General features: G+C 68.6%; 20 protein-coding genes and 1 tRNA gene. 14 read left to right on the top strand and 7 right to left on the bottom strand.

Annotated features, from left to right (window positions below; genetic code table 11):
• Window positions 1–136 precede the first annotated feature (136 nt).
• The 5 genes from RF701_RS10450 (at window position 137) to aguB (ending at window position 5,126) form a co-directional block, all read left to right on the top strand.
• The gene (locus RF701_RS10450; RefSeq protein WP_308815653.1) at window positions 137–1,774 is read left to right on the top strand and encodes a M28 family metallopeptidase; all 1,638 of its coding nucleotides are present in this window, start codon (window positions 137–139) and stop codon (window positions 1,772–1,774) included.
• Window positions 1,771–2,763: an agmatine deiminase family protein gene (locus RF701_RS10445; protein WP_308814922.1), complete on the top strand. Its 993-nt coding sequence runs from the start codon at window positions 1,771–1,773 to the stop codon at window positions 2,761–2,763. Before RF701_RS10450 ends, RF701_RS10445 begins: the two co-directional genes overlap by 4 nt.
• Before the next feature lie 89 nt (window positions 2,764–2,852).
• The gene (locus tag RF701_RS10440; protein ID WP_308814921.1) at window positions 2,853–3,872 is read left to right on the top strand and encodes a hypothetical protein; all 1,020 of its coding nucleotides are present in this window, start codon (window positions 2,853–2,855) and stop codon (window positions 3,870–3,872) included.
• Between the two features lie 19 nt (window positions 3,873–3,891).
• Entirely contained in the window at window positions 3,892–4,242 is a 351-nt protein-coding gene (locus tag RF701_RS10435; RefSeq protein ID WP_210357596.1) for a DUF3147 family protein, read from the top strand.
• Window positions 4,243–4,250: 8 nt separating this feature from the next.
• Window positions 4,251–5,126, top strand: a complete 876-nt coding sequence (aguB, locus tag RF701_RS10430) for an N-carbamoylputrescine amidase (protein WP_308814920.1) — start codon at window positions 4,251–4,253, stop codon at window positions 5,124–5,126.
• An 11-nt stretch (window positions 5,127–5,137) separates the two neighbouring features.
• Here aguB and RF701_RS10425 read toward each other — a convergent pair whose 3' ends face one another.
• The gene (locus RF701_RS10425; protein WP_308814919.1) at window positions 5,138–5,836 is read right to left on the bottom strand and encodes a uracil-DNA glycosylase; all 699 of its coding nucleotides are present in this window, start codon (window positions 5,834–5,836) and stop codon (window positions 5,138–5,140) included.
• Between the two features lie 92 nt (window positions 5,837–5,928).
• Here RF701_RS10425 and folK point away from each other — a divergent pair, with 92 nt between their 5' ends.
• From folK to RF701_RS10410, 3 genes are all read left to right on the top strand, one after another.
• Window positions 5,929–6,405 (top strand): 2-amino-4-hydroxy-6-hydroxymethyldihydropteridine diphosphokinase, encoded by a 477-nt coding sequence (gene folK / locus RF701_RS10420; protein ID WP_308814918.1) that lies wholly within the window; start codon window positions 5,929–5,931, stop codon window positions 6,403–6,405.
• A gap of 23 nt (window positions 6,406–6,428) precedes the next feature.
• A tRNA-Lys gene (locus RF701_RS10415) sits at window positions 6,429–6,504 on the top strand.
• A 122-nt stretch (window positions 6,505–6,626) separates the two neighbouring features.
• A complete protein-coding gene (locus RF701_RS10410; protein ID WP_210357600.1) occupies window positions 6,627–7,343 on the top strand; it encodes a phosphatase PAP2 family protein in 717 nt (238 codons plus the stop codon).
• A gap of 59 nt (window positions 7,344–7,402) precedes the next feature.
• Here RF701_RS10410 and galE read toward each other — a convergent pair whose 3' ends face one another.
• Complete coding sequence (gene galE, locus RF701_RS10405) at window positions 7,403–8,401, bottom strand: UDP-glucose 4-epimerase GalE (RefSeq protein WP_210357601.1); 999 nt, start codon at window positions 8,399–8,401, stop codon at window positions 7,403–7,405.
• Window positions 8,402–8,472: 71 nt separating this feature from the next.
• Here galE and msrA point away from each other — a divergent pair, with 71 nt between their 5' ends.
• Window positions 8,473–9,018, top strand: coding sequence for a peptide-methionine (S)-S-oxide reductase MsrA (gene msrA, locus RF701_RS10400; protein ID WP_308814917.1), 546 nt, complete (start codon window positions 8,473–8,475; stop codon window positions 9,016–9,018).
• A 130-nt stretch (window positions 9,019–9,148) separates the two neighbouring features.
• On the opposite strand, the gene RF701_RS10395 is transcribed toward msrA, so the two are convergent.
• Window positions 9,149–10,072 (bottom strand): L-threonylcarbamoyladenylate synthase, encoded by a 924-nt coding sequence (locus RF701_RS10395; protein ID WP_308814916.1) that lies wholly within the window; start codon window positions 10,070–10,072, stop codon window positions 9,149–9,151.
• Window positions 10,073–10,110: 38 nt separating this feature from the next.
• Between RF701_RS10395 and RF701_RS10390 the strand changes: the two genes are divergently transcribed.
• Both RF701_RS10390 and RF701_RS10385 read left to right on the top strand, forming a co-directional pair.
• The gene (locus tag RF701_RS10390; RefSeq protein ID WP_308814915.1) at window positions 10,111–11,814 is read left to right on the top strand and encodes an acyl-CoA dehydrogenase; all 1,704 of its coding nucleotides are present in this window, start codon (window positions 10,111–10,113) and stop codon (window positions 11,812–11,814) included.
• A gap of 140 nt (window positions 11,815–11,954) precedes the next feature.
• Window positions 11,955–12,785: an arylamine N-acetyltransferase gene (locus RF701_RS10385; protein WP_210357604.1), complete on the top strand. Its 831-nt coding sequence runs from the start codon at window positions 11,955–11,957 to the stop codon at window positions 12,783–12,785.
• 54 nt (window positions 12,786–12,839) lie between these two features.
• Here the strand turns inward: RF701_RS10385 and RF701_RS10380 are convergent, their stop codons facing one another.
• Window positions 12,840–13,196, bottom strand: coding sequence for a GntR family transcriptional regulator (locus RF701_RS10380; protein ID WP_210357605.1), 357 nt, complete (start codon window positions 13,194–13,196; stop codon window positions 12,840–12,842).
• Window positions 13,197–13,233: 37 nt separating this feature from the next.
• Window positions 13,234–13,812 carry a nitroreductase gene (locus RF701_RS10375; protein WP_308815652.1) on the bottom strand — a complete coding sequence of 193 codons (579 nt, stop codon included), beginning with the start codon at window positions 13,810–13,812 and terminating at the stop codon, window positions 13,234–13,236.
• 148 nt (window positions 13,813–13,960) lie between these two features.
• Between RF701_RS10375 and RF701_RS10370 the strand changes: the two genes are divergently transcribed.
• Window positions 13,961–15,556 (top strand): peptide MFS transporter, encoded by a 1,596-nt coding sequence (locus tag RF701_RS10370; RefSeq protein WP_210357606.1) that lies wholly within the window; start codon window positions 13,961–13,963, stop codon window positions 15,554–15,556.
• Window positions 15,557–15,673: 117 nt separating this feature from the next.
• Here the strand turns inward: RF701_RS10370 and RF701_RS10365 are convergent, their stop codons facing one another.
• Both RF701_RS10365 and RF701_RS10360 read right to left on the bottom strand, forming a co-directional pair.
• The gene (locus RF701_RS10365; protein WP_308814914.1) at window positions 15,674–16,666 is read right to left on the bottom strand and encodes an aldo/keto reductase; all 993 of its coding nucleotides are present in this window, start codon (window positions 16,664–16,666) and stop codon (window positions 15,674–15,676) included.
• Window positions 16,644–17,894 carry a dicarboxylate/amino acid:cation symporter gene (locus RF701_RS10360; protein WP_210357608.1) on the bottom strand — a complete coding sequence of 417 codons (1,251 nt, stop codon included), beginning with the start codon at window positions 17,892–17,894 and terminating at the stop codon, window positions 16,644–16,646. Before RF701_RS10360 ends, RF701_RS10365 begins: the two co-directional genes overlap by 23 nt.
• A 57-nt stretch (window positions 17,895–17,951) precedes the next feature.
• On the opposite strand from RF701_RS10360, the gene glmM reads away from it, so the two are divergent.
• Both glmM and RF701_RS10350 read left to right on the top strand, forming a co-directional pair.
• Entirely contained in the window at window positions 17,952–19,295 is a 1,344-nt protein-coding gene (gene glmM, locus RF701_RS10355; RefSeq protein WP_210357609.1) for a phosphoglucosamine mutase, read from the top strand.
• Complete coding sequence (locus RF701_RS10350; RefSeq protein WP_210357610.1) at window positions 19,295–19,519, top strand: DUF1272 domain-containing protein; 225 nt, start codon at window positions 19,295–19,297, stop codon at window positions 19,517–19,519. Before glmM ends, RF701_RS10350 begins: the two co-directional genes overlap by 1 nt.
• The last annotated feature ends 26 nt before the right edge of the window (window positions 19,520–19,545 follow it).

Here is a 19,545-nt window from a genome sequence, read left to right as displayed (position 1 = left end):
TCGTGGTCAAGGGGCAAGGGCACATCCCGCCCGCTGCCGGGATAGCGCCGGGGCGCGACGCGCGGGGATTACGAACGTGGACAAGCCCCCCACCTCGCGGCACAAGACGCGGCATGTCGCCATGCCGGAGTTCCTGATGCGCCGTCCTTTCCTCGCCGCCCTCCTCTTCGCCGCCGCGGCGCCCGCCACTGCGCAGACCCTGCCGCAAATCTCCGTCGAGACGATGAAGGAGGTTACCAAGACTCTGTCGTCGGACGCGTTCGAAGGACGCGCGCCGGGCAGCGCGGGCGAGACCAAGACGCTCGCCTATCTGCAGCAGCAGTTCGAGAAGGCGGGGCTCAAGCCCGGCAACGAGGGCAAGTGGCTGCAGGACGTGCCGCTGGTCGAGATCACTGCCAAGAACGTGACGCCGCTCACCATCACCGGTGGCAAGACCCCGCTCAGCCTAGCCTACGGCCCGGACATGGTCGTCGGCACCTATCGCGTCACGCCGCATATCGACGTGAAGGACAGCGACGTCGTCTTCGCCGGCTATGGCATCGTCGCGCCTGAACAGGGCTGGAACGACTATGCCGGCCTCGACGTGAAGGGGAAGACGGTGATCGTGCTGATCAACGATCCCGACTGGCAGCAGAAGGATCTGAACGGCCCCTTCAACGGCCGCGCGATGACCTATTACGGGCGCTGGACGTATAAATATGAGGAAGCGGCGCGCCAGGGCGCGGCCGCGGTGATCATCGTCCATCAGACCGAACCCGCCGCCTATGGCTGGAACGTCGTCCGGTCGAGCAACACCGGACCAGCGCATGTCGCGGACGCCGCCAACGGCCACATGGACGATACCGCCGCGCACGGATGGATGCAGCTGGACAAGGCGCGCGCGCTGTTCGCCAGCGCGGGCAAGGACTTCGACCAGCTCGCCGCCGCCGCCAAGGTCAAGGGGTTCAAGGCGGTCCCGCTGGGCGTCAAGGCGTCCGTCTCGTTCGACAACGACATCACCAAGCAGGTGTCGCACAATGTCGTCGGTATCCTGTCGGGGCGCGAGGCGCCGAACGAATATGTGCTGCTGTCGGCGCATTGGGACCATCTGGGTCATTGCACGCCGGTCAACGGCGACGGCATCTGCAACGGCGCGATCGACAATGCGGACGGCACCGCGGCACTCGTTGCGCTGGCCCAGGCCAATGCCAAGGCGGGACCGGCCCGCCGCTCGATGGTGTTCGTCGCGCTGACCGCGGAGGAATCGGGGCTGCTCGGCTCCGCTTACTACGGCGACAACCCGATCTATCCGCTCAGCCAGACGGTCGGCGGCGCCAATATGGACGCGCTGGCGATGTACGGACCGGCAAAGGATGTGATCGTCATCGGCCCGGGCAAGTCGGAACTCGACCGCTATCTGAACGCGGCGCTTAAGCGGCAAGGCCGCACCGCCACGCCCGAGCCGACGCCGGAAAAGGGCTTCTACTATCGCTCCGACCATTTCAGCCTGGCGAAGCATGGCGTGCCGATGGTCTATTTCGAAACCGGGCAGGACCTGGTGACGGGCGGCCGTGCGGCGGGCGCCGCGGCGGCCAAGGATTACGAGGAGCATCGTTATCACGCTCCTCAGGACGAATATGATCCCAAATGGGATTGGCGCGGGGTGGAGCAGGACGTGCAGCTCTATTACATGATCGCGCGCGATCTTGCGGACGGGCGCGACTGGCCCAACTGGATGCCGGGCGACGAATTCCGCGCGATCCGCGACAAGAGCCGCGCAGGAGCTTCGCAGTGACCCTTGCCGTGACGAACGTCCCAAACCGTCCGACGCCGCCGGCCGAATGGGCGCCGCACAAGGCGGTGTGGATCGGCTTTCCCAGCCATCCCGAATTGTGGGTGGACGATCTCGCTCCCGCGCGCGAGGAGGTCGTCGCCTTCGCGCGCGCCGTCCACGCCGAGGGACGCGGGGAGGCGGTGATCCTCGTCGCGGCGGATGCGGAAGCAGGTACGGCCGCCGAGAGCATGGCGCCCTTCGCACAGGTGGTGGTAGAGCCGTTCGGCGACATCTGGCTGCGCGATACCGCACCGATCCTGCTCGATAACGGCGAGGCGGCCGACTTCGATTTCAACGGCTGGGGCGGCAAATACGATCTGCCGGGGGACGATTCGATCGGGCTGCGGCTTGGCAGGTCGATCGGCGCGAAGGTCGGCTATTGCAACTGGGTGCTCGAGGGCGGGGCGATCGACGGCGACGGCGCGGGCACCGTTGTGACGACCGAGCAATGCCTACTCAACGCCAATCGCAATCCGACGATGAGCAAGGCGGACATCGAGCGCCGACTGCGCGAGGATCTGGGCTTCACGCGTATCGTGTGGCTCGGCGACGGCCTGCTCAACGACCATACTGACGGCCATGTCGACAATCTCGCCCGGTTCGTCGGCGAGGGACGCGTCGCCTTGCCGCAGGCGGCGGAGAACGACCCCAATTGGCAGGTGTTTCAACATGCCGAGCGCGACGCGCGCGCTGCCGGTCTGGAGGTGGTGCTGATCCCCTCGCCGGGGCGCGTGCTGCGCGACGAGGAGGTCGTGCCCGCAAGCTACATGAATTTCTACATCGGCAACGCCGCGGTGGTCGTGCCCCTGTACGGCAGCGAGAACGACGCGGCCGCCGTCGCCGCGATCCAGGCGATCTTCCCCGACCGGACCGCCGTTGGCCTGCGCGCGGACCATATCCTGACCGGCGGCGGCAGCTTCCACTGCATCAGTCAACAGATCCCGGCGTGATGGACAGGCGCGCGCCGGACGCCTAGCCTGCCGGGCACCTGCGTACGGGGCGGTGATCCTCGGGCGGGACGACGCGAGGGATGGCGGCGATGACGTTCGCGACGATCGGCACGACGGAGCAGGCGCGGCGACGGACGATCCTGGCGCATATGCTGCCGATCACCGCATTAGGGGCGGCGGCGATGGCGACGCGCACCGCCCCCGCGCTGGATCATCCCCGTATCGCCGCGCTGCTGTTCGTCTGGATCGCCTGCGACGCGCTGACGCTCGGACTGGTTGCGCGCCGGGGACGGCCGCTCCCGCGGCAGGTGGTCGCGACGCTCGCGGGCGGCGCCTTCGCTGCCTGGATGCTCTCGCCCGCGCCGCTGCGCGGGGCGATCGTCGCGACCCCGTGGCTTGCCGCGGCGATGATGCTGGTCGTCACGGTGCATGCCGTCGTGCGCCTCGTCCGCGTCGGCGCGCTGCTGCCGCGGACCAACTTGCGCGACGCCGACGGCTGGCGCGTGCTGCTGTCGGAGATGCTGCCCCCCGCGGTCGCGCGCGTGCTGATCGCGGAGATGCGGCTGCTCCACCTCGCGCTATTCCGCTGGAGCGCACCCGCGGACATTCCGGACGGAACGCGCGGCTTCGCCTATCACCGCCAGCTGGCGCCGATGATGACGGCCATGACCATCTTGTCGATGATGGAGATCGGCGTGACGCATCTGGTCGTGTCGCACTGGAGTCGCACGGCCGCGACCATCATGGCGGTCATCGGCGAACTGTCGCTCGTCTATCTCGTCGGCGTCATCAAGTCGCTGCGGCTGCGCCCCGTGCTGCTGACGCCGAGCGGCGTCCATCTGCGCGTCGGGACGCTCGTGGACCGGGTAGTCGCCTTTGCCGACATCGCCGGGTTCGAGGTGGAGCCTGCGGGCGATCGCGTCCGCGCGGCGGATACGCTCAACATCGGCCTGCTTGCCTGGCCGAACCTGATGATCCGACTGCGCGAGCCGCTGCCGCGGCGCGGCCTGTTCGGTGCGAAACCGCCCGTCGCGGCCATCGCCTTCCGCCTTGACGATCCGGCCCCCTTCGTGCGCTTGCTGCGGTGGCGACTGGGGCTGCCGGCATGATGCCAGCGCACCCGGTGCGATGCTGGCGCTGATCGTCCGCGCCGCCGTATCGGGGATCATCGTCGCGCTGGTCGCGATGATCGCGCGGCGCAATCCGGCGGCCGGAGCGCTGGTCGCGTCGCTGCCGCTCGTTTCGGTACTGGGCATGATATGGCTGTGGCACGACACGCGCGATCCGGTGCGTCTGGCGGATCACGCGCAGGCGACCCTCTGGTATGTCGTGCCGTCGCTGCCGATGTTCCTCGTCATCCCGATGCTGCTGAGGCACGGCATCGGTTTCTGGCCGGCGCTCAGCGGCGGTTGCGCTGTCACGGTTGCGCTCTATCTCGCGACCGTTGCGATCGCCGCGCGATTCGGCGTCACCCTGTAGGACCTGTCATGACCGAAATCACCGTCGCCGCGCTGCAGCTCGGCTTTTCCAGCGATATCGACGCGAACATCGCCAACGTCACCCGTCTGGTTCGCGAGGCGGCGGGGCGCGGGGCGCAGGTGATCCTGCCGCCGGAACTGTTCGAGGGCGAATATTTCTGCCGCGTCGAGGACGAAGGCCTGTTCGCCAATGCCGCCCCGACACAGGACCACAAGGCCGTGCGGGCGATGCAGACCCTGGCCCGTGATCTGGGCGTCACCATCCCGACCAGCTTCTTCGAGGCGGACGGCCCGCATTATTACAACAGCCTGGCGATGATCGGACCCGACGGCGCGATCCAGGGCGTCTATCGCAAGAGCCATATTCCCGACGGGCCGGGTTATGAGGAGAAATTCTATTTCCGTCCCGGCAACACCGGGTTCAAGGTCTGGCCGGCGCCGCCGCAGGCGCCCGGCTGGATGCTCGGCGTCGGCGTCTGCTGGGATCAATGGTATCCGGAAACCGCCCGCGCGTTAATGCTCATGGGGGCGGAAATCCTGTTCTACCCGACCGCGATCGGCAGCGAGCCACACGATACCAGCCTCGATACGGCAAGGCTGTGGCGGCGCGCGATGGTCGGTCATGCCGTCAGCAACGTCGTGCCCGTCGTCGCCGCCAACCGCGTCGGCGTGGAGCCCAATGGAGAGGAGGGCGGCCAGACCTTCTACGGCACAAGCTTCATCGCCGACGAGCGCGGCGACATCCTCGCCGAACTGGGCCGGGAGGAGGAGGGCGTGATCACCGCGACGCTGGACCTCGCCCGCATCCGTCGCCACCGCGCAGCATTCGGCTTCTTCCGCGACCGCCGTCCCGAGCTGTACGGACGGCTCGTCCAGGACGGCTGAGCCAGCGTCGGTCAGCGCGGCAGCTGCACCGCGCGCGCGAACACAGCCGCGAACATGTCCGGAGTCAGGCGACCCGTGTTCTGGTTGTAACGCGAGCAATGGTAGCTATCGAGCATGATGCGGCCGTCGGGCATCCGGTGCTCGGCGCCGTGCGCGAATCGCGCCTTGGGCAGCTTGCCGCCCATCGCCTTGACCACTGACTGATGCGCGATCTGGCCGAGTGCGACGACCACCCGAACCTTCGGGAGTGCGGCCAGCTCCGCCTCCAGAAAGGGGCGGCAGGTGCGAATCTCCTCCGGCGTCGGCTTGTTTTCCGGCGGCAAGCATTTGACGGCGTTGAGGATGATCGCGCCCTTGAGCGTCAGCGCCTCGTCCGCCTTGCCGGTATAGCTTCCCTCCGCCAGGCCGGCGGCGGTCAGCGTGTCGTAGAGCAGCGGACCAGAGCGGTCGCCTGTGAACGGTCGTCCGGTCCTGTTGGCGCCCTGGCGGCCGGGGGCGAGGCCGACGATCGCCAGCCAGGCGTCGGGATCGCCAACGGCAGGCACCGGCGCATTCCACCATTGCGGTAGTTCCGCGCGCAGTTCTTCGCGTACGGCTACCAGGCGCGGACAAAGCGGGCAGTCGCGCGGCGGCTCGATGGCGAGCAGGGGCGTGAAGGGTGGCGCGATCGGCGCGGGCGGCCCGGCATCGGCGGAGGTTTCGATGGACATGGCTTTTGCGTTAGAACCTGTTGCACGTTCCGGGAAGCGGTGCCGGCGCCGCGCCGATCCTTCGTGACGGGTGGGTCGTGAGGGGCGCAATGGTGACGAAGACGGTCTATGCAATCGGCCTGGGGTCCAACCGCCGCGGGCGGCATGGCGGCCCCGCGGACGAGGTGCGGGCCGCGTTGGCGGCGATCGGCGACGTGCTCGTGGTCTCGCCGGTGATCGTCACGCCTCCGCTCGGCCCGTCGATCCGCCGCTTCGCCAATGCTGCCGCCCTGATCGAGAGCACCGACACACCGCCCCAGCTGCTGGCGCGGTTGAAGCGGATCGAGGCGGCCTTCGGCAGACGGCGGGGACGGCGCTGGGGCGCGCGGGTGATCGACCTTGACATCCTGCTCTGGTCGGGGGGGCGCTGGTGTACGAGGCATCTGGTCGTGCCGCACGATGGGCTCGTGGAGCGTGCCTTCGCGCTGCAGCCTCTGCGTCAAATCGCCCCCGATTGGCGGCATCCTCTGCGCGGCCGGACGGTGCGTCAATTGGCGGCAAGGATTGACCGGCGGCGCCCGCGCGCCTAGGCCCCCGCACGCGCCGATGGCAGGGGTCCGTAGCTCAGTCGGTAGAGCAAGCGACTTTTAATCGAGAGGTCCCGGGTTCGAGTCCCGGCGGACCCACCATCGGCGGCCCCCTTACCGCGCCCCTATGTCCCGACGGTTGCCGGCCGCACGACGAGGGAACCCGTCCTGCCATCGATCGTCCCCATCGGACCGGTGGGTCACACAGCGCAAGGATCGGAAGGATGAGGGACACGGACGATCATCGCGTCGGACACGAGGTCGCGCCGTCGCCGCGGCGCGTTCCACCGCTGCTCGTCGGCCTGGGGGTGATCGCGATCGGCCTCGCGCTGATGCTGGCAGGTGGCTACGCGACCAGCCGCTGGCCCTTCGCCTTTGATCGCGTCATTCTCGTCTCGCTGCGCGCCTGGCATGGACCCGCCTGGTTGCCCAAGGTCGCCGCCGACATCACCGCGCTGGGCGGAGGCGTGGTGCTGACGATCGTGGTGGTGGCGGTCGTCGGCCTGCTGCTGGTGCAGCGCTTATGGCTGACCGCGCTGGCGATCGGCGCGGCAAGCCTGTCCGCGGGGATGATGGTCGACCTCGTCAAGGGGCTCGCGGTACGCACCCGACCCGATCTCGTCCCGCATCTTGTCGATGTCACCGGCTATAGCTTCCCGAGCGGCCATGCCGCATCGAGCGCCTGTATCTACCTGACCCTCGCCGCGCTCGGTGGTCAGGTGACGCCGGATCGGGCGACCCGTCGCTACCTGCTCGTCATCGCCGTGCTGCTGGTCGGGGCGATCGGCTCCAGCCGCGTCTATCTGGGCGTGCACTGGCCGAGCGACGTGATCGGCGGCTGGAGCTTCGGCACGCTGTGGGCGCTCGGCTGGTGGATCGCCACGGCGGGCGCGCGCCGTGCGATCGGGGGTGAGCGCCTGGATCGCGCCGCGAGAGACTGACCTGCGATCCGGTTAGGCCGGATTGGGCGGGTACTGATTCGACCCAGGTAGATAAGACTCTACCCCGCCCGATCCGCGAGCTTGCGCTCCCATGCCACCGCGTCGCGGACGATCGTGTCCAAGTCGTCGCGCTGGGGTCGCCATGGCAGCGTCGCGAGGATCGCGGCATTGTCGGCGACGAGTTCGGCCGGGTCACCGGCCCGGCGGCTTTCGAGCCGGCGCTCGATCGTGCGATTGGTCACCCGGTCGACCGCGTCGAGCACCTCCAGGACCGAGAAGCCGCGGCCATAGCCGCAGTTGAGCGTGTGGCTTTCCGCCGGCCGCTCCACCAGCAGCTTCAGTGCCGCGACATGCGCGGCGGCCAGGTCGCTGACGTGGATATAGTCGCGCACGCCGGTGCCGTCGCGTGTCGGAAAGTCGGTGCCGTAGACGCCGACATGGCTGCGCTTGCCGGTCGCCGCCTCGACCGCGATCTTGATCAGGTGCGTCGCGCCGATCGTCGACTGTCCCGACCGTCCCTGTGGATCGGCGCCGGCGACGTTGAAATAGCGCAAGGCGCAGTAGTTGATCGGGTGCGCGGCGGCGGTGTCGCGCAGCATGAACTCGGTCATCAGCTTGGACATGCCATAGGGGTTGATCGGCGCCTTCGGATCGCCCTCCGCCACCGGGACCTTGTCGGGCGTGCCATAGGTGGCCGCGGTCGACGAGAAGATGAAATGCCGGACGCCGGTCGCCACCGCGCTCTCGAGCAGGTCGCGCGTCGCGGCGGTGTTGTTCCGATAGTATTTCAGCGGATCGCTCACCGATTCCGGCACGACGACCGATCCGGCGAAGTGCATGATCGCCCGGATGTCATGCGCGCGGATGATGTCGCGAATCGCGGGATCGGCGACGTTCATCGTGACCAAGGTCGCGCGCGTATCGACCGCCCAGTCAAATCCGGTCACCAGATTATCGACGACGACCACGTCATAGCCCGCATCGCACAGCGCCAGAACGGCATGGCTGCCGATGTAGCCTGCGCCGCCCGTCACCATCACCTTGCCGTCGATCGCCATAAGTGCGCTTCCCGTCCCAACGTTGCGATGCGGTAGCCGCATCCTATCTTGGAGGCAAAGGAGACCTCATTATGACCGAATATGCGACGCTGGCGGGCGGCTGCTTCTGGTGCACCGAGGCCGTGTTCAAGGACGTGATCGGCGTCGAAAGCGTCGAGAGCGGCTATATCGGCGGCACCGTGCCCAACCCGACCTACAAGCAGGTGTGCGGCGGCGACACCGGCCATGCGGAGGCGATCCGCGTGGGCTTCAACCCGGCGCAGATCACTTATGGCGATCTGCTCGCGATCTTCTTCGCGACGCACGACCCGACGCAGCTCAACCGACAGGGCAATGACATCGGCACGCAATATCGCTCCGCCATCTTCCCGGCCGACGATACGCAGGCGGCCGAGGCGCGCGCGGCGATCGAACGCGCGCAGGCTGACCAGTCGGCGCCGATCGTGACGACGATCGAACCGATGGCCGAATGGTACCCGGCCGAAGGCTATCATCAGGACTATTGGGAAACCTCGGGTCGCTCCAATCCCTATTGCATGGCGGTGATCCCGCCCAAGCTGCAGAAGCTGCGCAAGAGCTTCCAGGCACGCTCGAAGGCAGCGTCGGTCAGCGCGTAAATGATGACCGGGCGGCCGTCGCGGCGGCCGCCCGGCGTGCTGGCTTCGCCAAAACGGCCATGGTTCGGCGCGTCGCATGCAGCCATCGCGAGGGCCGGCCAGGCATGGCGCGAGGAGGGGAGAGGCGGGATCAGCGGTGCGCCGCGCGCGTCAGCCGGTCATTGATCGCCTCGCCCACCCCGTCCGAGGGGATCGGTGCCACCGCGATACGCGAAGCCGGGCCGGCATCGGCGCGGTGCAGCGCGTCGAACAATCCCGCCGCCGCTTCCACGACATCGCCGCGCGTCGACAGCGACTCATTGCCGCGAATGGCCCCGAAGCCGATCAGCCATTCGTCGTCTTCGGCCGCGAGCGCGTTCAATCTCAGAGGCTTGGTCGGGGCGTAATGCGTCTTCAGCTGGCCCGGCGCCGTCACCGTGGCGTGTTCCCCGCGCCGCTCGACCGGAAAGGGCAGGGCGCCGATGCCGATCGGTCCCGGCCGCAATAGCGTGCGACCCGCGAGGATCGTCGATTCCAGCCCCGCGTCCGTCGCCCCGTCGTCGAGGATCAGGCCGATCCGCGTGCCGAGGCTCGCCGCGACATGCTCTGCACGGGTCGGGCTGATGCCGTTGCTCGCATTGGCGGAAGGTGCGGCGAGCGGTCGTCCGCTCGCTGCCAGCACCGCCTGCATCGCGCGGTGCCGAGGCACGCGGAGCGCGACGGTCGTCAGCCCCGCCGTCACCAGCGACGCGATAGGCGCGCCGGCACGCAGCGGCAGCACCAGGGTTAGCGGCCCCGGCCAGAACCGCTCCGCCAGCAGGCGTGCGTCCGCGTCGAACACCGCCAGCGCCTCCGCTGCCGCCAGGTCGGCGACGTGGACGATCAGCGGGTTGAAGCTCGGCCGGCCCTTGGCGGCATAGATGCGCGCGACGGCCTGTGCGTTCGTCGCATTGGCGGCGAGGCCGTATACTGTCTCGGTCGGCACCGCGACCGGTTCGCCGGCGGTGATTCGCGCCGCGGCTTCGGCAACCGCGGCCATGCCGTAGCGTAAGATGCGCGGTTTTGAATCGGCCATGTTCGATGCCTATAAACGGGGCATCCAAGGAGAGAAACATGACCTTCCGCCCCGCCGTCGCCGACCAGCGTTTCGTGCTGGAGCACGTCGTCCGGATCGACGAGCTGGCCGCCGATGCACGCTACGCCGCCGCCAGCCCCGATGTCGTCGATGCCGTGCTGGAGGGCGTCGGACAATTCGCCGCGGGCGAATGGGCGCCGCTCAACCGCGAGGGCGATACGGTTGGCGCCAAATGGACGCCCGCCGGCGTGCATATGCCCGAAAGCTTCATCAAGGCGTATCGCGACTATGTCGAGGGCGGCTGGGGCACGATCGGCGTGCCGGAGGAATGGGGCGGGCAGGGCCTGCCCTTCGCCATCCAGACCGCGGTGCTCGACACGCTCGGCTCCGCCAACATGGGCTTCGCGCTCTGCCCGACGCTGACCGTCGGCGCAATCGAGGCGCTGATCCATCACGGCACGCCCGAGCAGCAGGCGACCTATCTGCCCCATCTCGCCACCGGCGCCTGGACCGGCACGATGAACCTGACCGAGCCCCAGGCGGGCAGTGACGTCGGCGCGCTGCGCGCGACCGCCACGCCGCGCGGGGACGGAAAGTGGTCGATCAAGGGAACGAAGATCTTCATCTCGTTCGGCGATCACGACATGGCCGACAACATAGTCCATCTCGTTCTCGCCCGCACGCCCGACTCGCCGCCGGGGACGCGCGGCATCAGTCTGTTCCTCGTCCCGAAGTTTCGCCTGAACGAAGACGGCACGCCAGGCGCGTTTAACGACGTGCGCGTCGTGTCGATCGAACACAAGATGGGCCTGCATGCCTCGCCCACCTGCGTCCTGTCCTTCGGCGATCACGACGAATGCGTCGGCGAGCTGATCGGGCCCGAACACGGCGGCATCCGCGCGATGTTCACGATGATGAACAATGCCCGTCTCAACGTCGGCCTGCAGGGCGTGCAGGTGGCGGAAGGCGCGACGCAGAAGGCGGTCGCTTATGCCCTCGATCGCGTGCAGGGCGCGCGCGCGGGCCAGCCGTCGCGGATTGTCGAGCATCCCGACGTCCGCCGGATGCTGCTGCGCATGACGGCGCAGACGCAGGCGGCCCGCGCGCTTGTCTATTATGCGGCGGGGCAGGTCGATCGCGCGGGCCTCGGCGATCCGGCGGCGAGGAACCGGCTTGAGATCGTCACGCCGCTCGCCAAGGCACATGGCACCGACATCGGCAACGAGGTCGCCAGTTTGGGTATCCAGGTTCATGGTGGTATGGGTTTCGTCGAGGAGACGGGCGCCGCGCAATATTTCCGCGATGCGCGCATCACGCCGATCTACGAGGGCACGAACGGCATCCAGGCGGCGGATCTGGTCGGGCGGAAGCTGGGGCTGGACAACGGCGGCGCCTTTGCCGCGCTGATCGCCGACATCCGCGCGGAAGCGCAGCACGCGCACCTCATCGCGCTGGTCGACGCGGTCGACGCGATCGGCCGCCGACTGGCGACGGCCGATGCCGACGACAAATTGGCGGCGAGCTATCCGTTCCTGACGATGCTGTCGGTCGCGACCTGCGGCTGGCTGATGGAGCGACAGGGGCGGCTCGCGACCGGCGACGACCAGGCGCAGGCGGTCAAGCGCGCGGCGGTGCGCTTCTATCTCGATCAGATCGTGCCCGAGGCGCTCGGCCTGCAGGCTGCCGCCAATGCCAGCGCCGACGTGCTCTACGCCGTGCCGGCGGAGGCGTTCGCGGCCTGACCGCCGTCACCGAGCGGAATAGCGCTCCACCGCACCGTCGTTCCCACCCGCACGGGGATGACGGTGCGACAAGGATCGTCTCCGTCCGGAGACGACCCCGCGCCCTTGCCATAAAGGAAAATCCCCCCGAAGAGCCTCTCATGTTCGATCTCGACGCCTATCTCGCCCGCATCAACCTGCCCGCCCGCGTGACGCCCGACGCGGAGGGGCTGGGACGCCTGCAGCGCGAGCACCGCCTCGCAATCCCGTTCGAGAACCTCGACGTCCGCCTCGGGCGCGGCATCGCGATCGATTCCGCCTCGGTCTTCGCCAAGCTCGTGACCGGCAAGCGGGGTGGCTATTGCTTCGAGCAGAACCGGCTGTTCCTCGATGCGCTCGCGGCGCTGGGCTTCGCGGCGCGGCCGCTGCTCGCCCGCGTGTGGCTCGGCATCGCCGCGGCGGGCGGCGCGGTACCGCCGCTGACGCACACGTTGAGCCTGGTCACGATCGAGGGCCAGGACTGGATCGCCGACCCCGGTTTCGGCGCCAGCTATGCGCCTGTCATGCCGCTCGTCGACGGGGCCGAGGCGACCGCGCCCGACGGCGCACGCTTCCGCCTGACCCGCGAGGAGGGCGAGGGCTGGATGCTGTACCGCGACGGTGCCGCGGGATCGACCGACGGGCGCGGCAACGGCCCGGGGTGGCAGCCGCAATATGCCTTCACCACGGATGCAGTCTTCGAGTCGGACCTCGGGCTGTCGAACCACTGGACGTCGACCGCGCCGGACAGCCGCTTCACCAATCTGACGATCGCGAGCATCGTGCTGCCGCATGGCCTCGCCGGGCTGACCGACCGGCGCTATCACCGCCGCGCCGGCGCGGACGAGACCGTGGCCGAGATCACCGATCCGCGGGTCTACCGGATGCGCATGAGCCTGATGTTCGGGATCGACCTGACCCGCGAGGAGGTCGAAGGCCTGGGGCTGTTCTGAACGGCCCCGCTGCCCCCGCGATCGGGGAGCGTGAAATTTGCGCGACGCGCGCGATCAGGCCCGCTCGCGCTCCAGCAGTTCCGCGGTATCGAGCCCGAGCAGGTCGATATAGTCCCTGATCCGCGGCCATTGGTTGCGGACGAAATTGTCGCATTCCGCGCGGCGCAGCTTCTCGGCGGCGCCCGGCAGTACGAACATGCCGACGCCACGCCGGACCTCGACATAGCCGTCGTCCTGGAAACTCTGATAGGCCTTCGCCACGGTCAGCGGATTGGCGCCGTGCTCGGCGGCGAACGCCCGGACGGAGGGTAGCTGGTCGCCGGCGCGATAATCTCCGCGCAGAATTCCCGCCGCGATGGTGCCGCGCAGCCGGATGTAGACCGGGCTGTCCTCGTTGCTGAGCGCTGTCATGCTGCTTTAATACAGCAAAAACGGAAAAGGTCCAATATCAAGGAGTCCAGTGCGAGACGATCCGTGCCATATCGGGCCTGGGTCGTTCATCGAGCGGACGGCCCGGCGTGCCGAGGAAGACGAAGCCCGCGATCCGCTCCGGCGCGGCACCGAAGGCATCGCGCACCCGGGGCGAAAACGCCGCCCAGCCGGTCAGCCAGCCGCCCGCGAAGCCCATCGCATGCGCGGCGTGTAGCAGGTTCATCGTCGCGGCGCCGGCGGACAGTTCCTGTTCCCACAGGGGGATGGGGCTGTCGGGCCTGGGCGACGAGAGCACGACGACCAGCGCGGGCGCCTGGCGTGCGAACTGGTCCAGCCCGTCCAGCTCCTTCTGCGTCGCTTCCGGCTTCTCCGCGCGGCATGATTCGACCAGCAGTCGGGCGAAGGCGTCGCGCTGTTCGTCTCCCACGATCACGAAGCGCCACGGCGCCAGTTTGCCGTGGTCGGGCGTCCGCGCGGCGATGGCGAGGATATGGTCGAGCTGCGCGCCGTCCGGGCCCGGCGCGACGAGATCGCGCGGCTTGCCCGAACGGCGGGTCGACAGGAGGGACAGCGGAGAGGAGGCGTCGTTGAACATCGGCGCCATGTAGGGCAGCGATGCCCGCGCTCCAATCCTCTGCCTGCCGCCGCGTCGCCCTCCCCCCGGTTTACACCCGCTTCCGACTCGTTAGGTTGCACGGCCGAGAGGGCGCCCCGCGGGGCGGGTCAGGGAGTATCACGACCAGATGGCAATCACCGCAACGGCGGGAGGCGGCGTTCCGGCCTCCGCCAAGACGTTCCTGGGGCATCCGCGCGGGCTGTTCATGCTCTTCTTCGCAGAGATGTGGGAGCGCTTCTCCTATTACGGCATGCGCGCCATCCTGGTCTTCTACCTGACCAAGCATTTCCTGTTCGCCGAGCAGCCGGCCTATGCGATCTACGGCGCCTATACCTCGCTGGTGTACATCACGCCGATCATCGGCGGCTATATCGCCGACCGCTACCTGGGTCCGCGCAAGGCGGTGCTCGCGGGCGGCATCTTCATCACGCTCGGCCATCTGCTGATCGCTTTGGTAGAGGGGCCGGTCGGACAGCAGGGCAGCGCGCTCAACGGTTTCTACCTTGCGCTGGCGCTGATCATCGTGGGCACGGGGTTCCTGAAGGCGAACATCTCCGTGCTCGTCGGCGCGCTCTACAAGCGCGACGACACGCGGCGCGACGGGGCCTTCTCGATCTTCTACATGGGCATCAATACGGGTGCGTTCGTCGGTCCGCTGCTCGTCGGTTACCTGGGCGAGCGGGTCGGCTGGTCGTGGGGCTTCGGCGCGGCGGGCATCGGCATGGCGCTCGGCCTCGTCGTCTTCGTGCTGTGCCGGCCGGCGCTGTACGACGTGGGCGAGCCGCCGGTCCCCGCGGCGCTCAAGCAACGCACACCGATCGGCCTGTCGATCGAATGGGCGATCTATGCCGGCGCGTTGGCGATGATCCTGCTGTGCTGGTGGCTGGTGCGCAGCCAGGGGGCGGTCGGCAATCTGCTGCTGATCGCCTCCGGCCTGACGATCGGCTATATCCTGATGACGAGTTTCCGCCGCCTGCCCCAGGTCGAGCGGCATCGCATCTTCGCGGCGCTGTTCCTGATCGCGCTGTCACCGCTGTTCTGGGCCTTGTTCGAACAGGCGGGTTCCTCGCTCAGCGTCTACACCGACCAGCAGGTCGACCGCACCGTGCTCGGCTTCGACATGCCGGCCTCGTGGTTCCAGTCGGTCAATTCCTTCTTCATCATCACGCTGGCGCCGCTGTTCGGCCTGCTGTGGACGGCGATGGGCAGGCGCGGGATCGAACCGTCGGCGCCGTTCAAGTTCGGCATAGGCCTGATCCTGGTCGGCGCGGGCTTCTTCGCGCTGATCCTCGGCGCGCCGGCGACGGGGCTGACGCCGGCGATCTTCGTCATCCTGCTCTACATGCTGCACTCGATGGGCGAATTGTGCTTCTCGCCGATCGGCCTGTCCTCGATGACGCGGCTTTCGGTGCCGAGCATGACCGGGCTGATGATGGGGACCTGGTTCCTCGCGACGGCGGCGGGCAATTTCATCGCCAGCCTGATCGCGCAGGCGACGGGCGGCGAGGGCGCCGGACCCGGCCGGGTTCTGGAGGTCTATGGCCGGATCGGCTGGTTCGCGATGGGCGTCGGCGTCGTCGTGCTGGTGCTCGCGCCGTTTGTGACGCGGCTGATGCACCTCGACAGCCTCGGCGAACGCCCCGACCATGCGCTGGCGGGAGAACCGCTGAATGCGGAACCGGCCGCATCCGGGCTCGACACACGCGGCGAACAGCGGCCCTGAACTCTCCCCTCCCGCTTGAGGGAGGGATGGGGGTGGGCCGGGGTCTCACCGAGCCTGCGCCAGCGGACAGGCCCACCCCAAACCCCTCCCGCAAGCGGGAGGGGCTTTCCGGGGGCGTTACAGTCGCACCATCGCCATCGCGCGTTCGCCATAGCGCGGCCCCGCCGTACCGCCCCGCGGCGCGGCTTCGTCGAGGCGGCGCAGTTCGTCCTCGGTCAGGTGCAGATCGGCCGCGCGCATGCTGTCCTCCAGCGTCGCGCGCCGTTTCGATCCGGGGATGGGCACCACGTCCGGTCCCTGCGCCAGCAGCCAGGCCAGCGCCACCTGCGCGCCGCTCGCGTCATGATCCGCGGCGATCGCCTTCACCACCTCGACCATCTTCATGTTGGTCGCGAAATTCTCTTCGGAATATCGCGGGTCGCCCCGGCGATAGTCGCCCTCGGGCAGATCGTCGCGGCTGGTGATCTGTCCGGTCAGGAAGCCGCGCCCCAGCGGGCTATAAGGAACGAATCCGATGCCCAACTCGCGCGCCAGCGGCAGGATCTCGTCCTCCACCGTCCGCTCCCACAGGGAATATTCGGATTGCAGCGTCGCGATCGGATGCACCTTCGCCGCGCGGCGCAGCGTGTCCGGTCCCGCCTCCGACAGGCCGAGGTGGCGCACCTTCCCCTCCCTGACCAGCTCCGCCATCGCGCCGACCGTGTCCTCGATCGGCACGTTTGGATCGACGCGATGCTGGTAGAACAGATCGATCGTCTCGATCCCCAGCCGCTTCAGCGAACCTTCGCAGGCGCGACGCACGTTCTCGGGGGTCGAGTCGGTGCCTTCCATGCCGTTCGCGCCGATCCTGAAGCCGAACTTGGTGGCGATCACCAGGCCGTCGCGTCGGCCGCGAATCGCCTGGCCGAGCAATTCCTCGTTGCGATAGGGGCCATAGACCTCGGCCGTGTCGAACAGGGTGACGCCCAGGTCGATCGCGCGGTGGATCGTGGCGATACTCTCCGTATCGTCCGCCTGGCCGTACATGCCCGCGCCGATCCCGGCCATCGGCATGCAGCCGAGGCCCAGCGCGCTGACCTTCAGTCCGTCACCCAGCGTCTTGTCGTGCATGATGGTCTCCTTCACCGCGCGCAACGCAGGTGGTGACCGCGATATCCATCGTCACGTTGCCGACCGTGCGGAACAGGTCGGGCACTGTCTCCACCGCGACGAGCAGACCCAGCGCCTCGATTGGCACGCCCATGGCGAAGGCGACGGGCGCGACGCTGGCGAAGAAACTGATCGTACCCGGCAGCGATACCGACCCCATGGTCGTGATCGCCGCGGTCGCAACCCCCGCGGCGAGTTGTCCCGGCCCGATCGGCACATCCAGCCAGCGCGCGACATAGAGCGCGACGGCAAGGTTCATCGCCGGGCTCGTCGCGCGGAAGATCGCCACCGCGATCGGCAGCACGATGCCCGCGGTGGCCGGCGGCACGCCCAGCTGTTCGCTGCCCTTGAGCATCGCGGGGAGCGAGGCGAGCGAGGATTGGGTGCTCACCGCGACCGCCTGCGCGGGCGACGCGGCGCGCGCGAAGCGGCCGATCGGCACCCGCCCGCCGAACCGCGCGAGCGGATAGGCGGCCAGCAGCACCAGGAACCCGATGGCGGAGACGCAGGCGATGTAATGCACCAGGGCGCCGAACGCCGCCGCGCCGGTCCGGGCGCCGACGCCGTATGCGAGCGCGAACACGCCGATCGGGGCGAGGCGGAGCACCCAGCCGATGATGACCAGCATCGCGTCGGTGATCGCGCGGAACACCGCAACCAGCAGTGCGCGCGGTTCGGCGTCGAGCCGCGTGATCGCGAAGGCGAAGGCGAGCGCGAAGACAGTGAGCGGCAGGAAGGCATCGGCCGCCGCCGCCGCGACGATGTTGGTCGGCACGATCGTGTCGAAGAAATCGGCGAGGCCGGGGACCTTGCCCGGTGCGGGCGTGCCGGTCAGCGCCGCGCGCAACGCCGCCGACCAGGCCGCCGGCAGGGGCCAGGCGTCGAGGATCAGCGGCTCGACCACCGCCGCCATCAGCGTCGTCGACCATAGGACGGCGACGAACAGCGCCACGCCGCGTCCCGCGATCCGGCCCGCGCGCGCCGCCTCCGCCGTCGCGGCGATGCCGGTGACGAGCAGTCCGACGATCAGCGGCACGATCACCATCTGGAGTGCGTGCAGCCATGCGGCCCCGACCGGCTGCGTCACGCGCGTCAGTCCGAGCGCCGCATCGCGATCGATCGCGACGGCGCCGATGCCGATCAGGATGCCGGCCAGCAGCGCGAGCAGGATACGGGTGGCTTGCGACATCGGCTTCCTTGGCGCAACGAGGCGGGGACGATTGCATAGCGAACGGGATCGCGTTTCATGGCAAGGAAATATTTCGGCACCGACGGCATCCGCGGCGCGACCAATGCCGGGGCGATGACCGCGGCGATGGCGATGAAGGTCGGTATGGCGGCGGGCGCCTATTTCCAGCGCGGCGACCACAAGCATCGCGTGCTGATCGGCAAGGACACGCGCCTGTCGGGCTATATGCTCGAATCCGCGTTGGTCGCGGGGTTCACCAGCGTCGGCATGGACGTGGTGATGGTCGGCCCGCTGCCGACGCCGGCGGTCGCCTTGCTCACCCAGTCGATGCGCGCCGACATCGGCGTGATGATCTCCGCGAGCCACAACCCCTATGCCGACAACGGCATCAAGCTGTTCGGGCCGGACGGCTACAAGCTGTCCGACGAGGCGGAGAAGACGATCGAGGGGCTGATCGACGGCGACGACATCCCCCTCGCGCCGTCGTCGCAGATCGGTCGCGCGCGCCGCATCGACGACGCGCAGGGGCGCTACATCCATTTCGCCAAGTCGACCTTTCCGTCCGACCTCCGGCTCGACGGCCTGCGCATCGTCATCGATTGCGCCAATGGTGCCGCCTACAAGGTCGCGCCGACCTGCCTCTGGGAACTGGGGGCGGACATCGTCGCGATCGGCGTGACGCCCAACGGCACCAACATCAACGACGGCGTCGGCTCCACGGCGCCCCAGACGCTGTCGGAAACCGTCGTCGCGTCCGGCGCCGACATCGGCATCGCGCTCGACGGCGACGCGGACCGGCTGATCGTCGTCGACGAGAAGGGCCATGTCGTCGACGGCGACCAGCTGATGGCGACGATCGCCGCGGGCTGGGCGCGCGCCGGGCGGCTGAAGGGCGGGGGCCTCGTCGCGACCGTCATGTCCAACCTCGGCCTCGAACGGCATCTCAAGGCGCAGGGGCTGGGCCTCGTCCGTACCGCGGTCGGCGACCGCTACGTGCTCGAGAAGATGCGCGCCAGCGGCTATAACGTCGGCGGCGAACAGTCGGGGCATATCATCCTGTCCGACTATGCGACGACGGGGGACGGCCTCGTCGCGGCGCTGCAGGTGCTCGCCGAGATCAAGCGCGCCGGCGCGCCGGCCAGCGAGGTGCTGCACCGCTTCGCGCCGCTGCCGCAGCTGCTCAAGAACGTGCGCTTCGCCGGCGGCAAGCCGCTCGAGCATGATGACGTGAAGGCCGTGATCGCCGCGGCGGACGCCGAGCTGGCCGGGACCGGCCGCCTCGTCATCCGTCCGTCTGGCACCGAACCGGTGATCCGCGTGATGGCGGAGGGCGACGACGCGGGGCAGGTCGAAACCCTCGTCGACCGGATCTGCGACGCCGTACGCAAGGCGGCGGCCTGATGCTCGAGATGCGGCCCGACTGCGAACGCTGCGGCACCGACCTTCCCGCCGCCGCGCCCGGCGCGTTCATCTGCTCGATGGAATGCACCTTCTGCACCGAATGCGCAGATGCGATGGACGAGCTTTGCCCCAATTGCGGCGGCGAACTGCTCGACCGGCCGACGCGCACCGGCAAGACGCTGAAGGCGAATCCGGCAAGCACCGAGCGGCGATTCGGGGGATAGGACCGGCCCCTTCGCCAATTCGTCAT

Origin of the sequence: Sphingomonas sp. GV3, from assembly GCF_031082075.1 — a bacterium.
Lineage (GTDB): Bacteria > Pseudomonadota > Alphaproteobacteria > Sphingomonadales > Sphingomonadaceae > Sphingomonas > Sphingomonas beigongshangi.
The sequence above is the reverse complement of the archived record's forward strand: the minus strand, read 5'-3'. Positions and strand labels throughout refer to the sequence as shown.

Coding starts and splice junctions, on each gene's coding strand:
- RF701_RS10370 (WP_210357606.1), top strand. CDS start 13,961: ATGGCAATCACCGCAACGGCGGGAGGCGGCGTTCCGGCCTCCGCCAAG.
- RF701_RS10440 (WP_308814921.1), top strand. CDS start 2,853: ATGACGTTCGCGACGATCGGCACGACGGAGCAGGCGCGGCGACGGACG.
- RF701_RS10385 (WP_210357604.1), top strand. CDS start 11,955: ATGTTCGATCTCGACGCCTATCTCGCCCGCATCAACCTGCCCGCCCGC.
- RF701_RS10450 (WP_308815653.1), top strand. CDS start 137: ATGCGCCGTCCTTTCCTCGCCGCCCTCCTCTTCGCCGCCGCGGCGCCC.
- aguB (WP_308814920.1), top strand. CDS start 4,251: ATGACCGAAATCACCGTCGCCGCGCTGCAGCTCGGCTTTTCCAGCGAT.
- RF701_RS10390 (WP_308814915.1), top strand. CDS start 10,111: ATGACCTTCCGCCCCGCCGTCGCCGACCAGCGTTTCGTGCTGGAGCAC.
- galE (WP_210357601.1), bottom strand. CDS start 8,401: ATGGCGATCGACGGCAAGGTGATGGTGACGGGCGGCGCAGGCTACATC.
- RF701_RS10410 (WP_210357600.1), top strand. CDS start 6,627: ATGAGGGACACGGACGATCATCGCGTCGGACACGAGGTCGCGCCGTCG.
- glmM (WP_210357609.1), top strand. CDS start 17,952: ATGGCAAGGAAATATTTCGGCACCGACGGCATCCGCGGCGCGACCAAT.
- RF701_RS10350 (WP_210357610.1), top strand. CDS start 19,295: ATGCTCGAGATGCGGCCCGACTGCGAACGCTGCGGCACCGACCTTCCC.
- RF701_RS10375 (WP_308815652.1), bottom strand. CDS start 13,812: ATGTTCAACGACGCCTCCTCTCCGCTGTCCCTCCTGTCGACCCGCCGT.
- msrA (WP_308814917.1), top strand. CDS start 8,473: ATGACCGAATATGCGACGCTGGCGGGCGGCTGCTTCTGGTGCACCGAG.
- RF701_RS10380 (WP_210357605.1), bottom strand. CDS start 13,196: ATGACAGCGCTCAGCAACGAGGACAGCCCGGTCTACATCCGGCTGCGC.
- RF701_RS10425 (WP_308814919.1), bottom strand. CDS start 5,836: ATGTCCATCGAAACCTCCGCCGATGCCGGGCCGCCCGCGCCGATCGCG.
- RF701_RS10365 (WP_308814914.1), bottom strand. CDS start 16,666: ATGCACGACAAGACGCTGGGTGACGGACTGAAGGTCAGCGCGCTGGGC.
- RF701_RS10435 (WP_210357596.1), top strand. CDS start 3,892: ATGCTGGCGCTGATCGTCCGCGCCGCCGTATCGGGGATCATCGTCGCG.
- RF701_RS10360 (WP_210357608.1), bottom strand. CDS start 17,894: ATGTCGCAAGCCACCCGTATCCTGCTCGCGCTGCTGGCCGGCATCCTG.
- RF701_RS10395 (WP_308814916.1), bottom strand. CDS start 10,072: ATGGCCGATTCAAAACCGCGCATCTTACGCTACGGCATGGCCGCGGTT.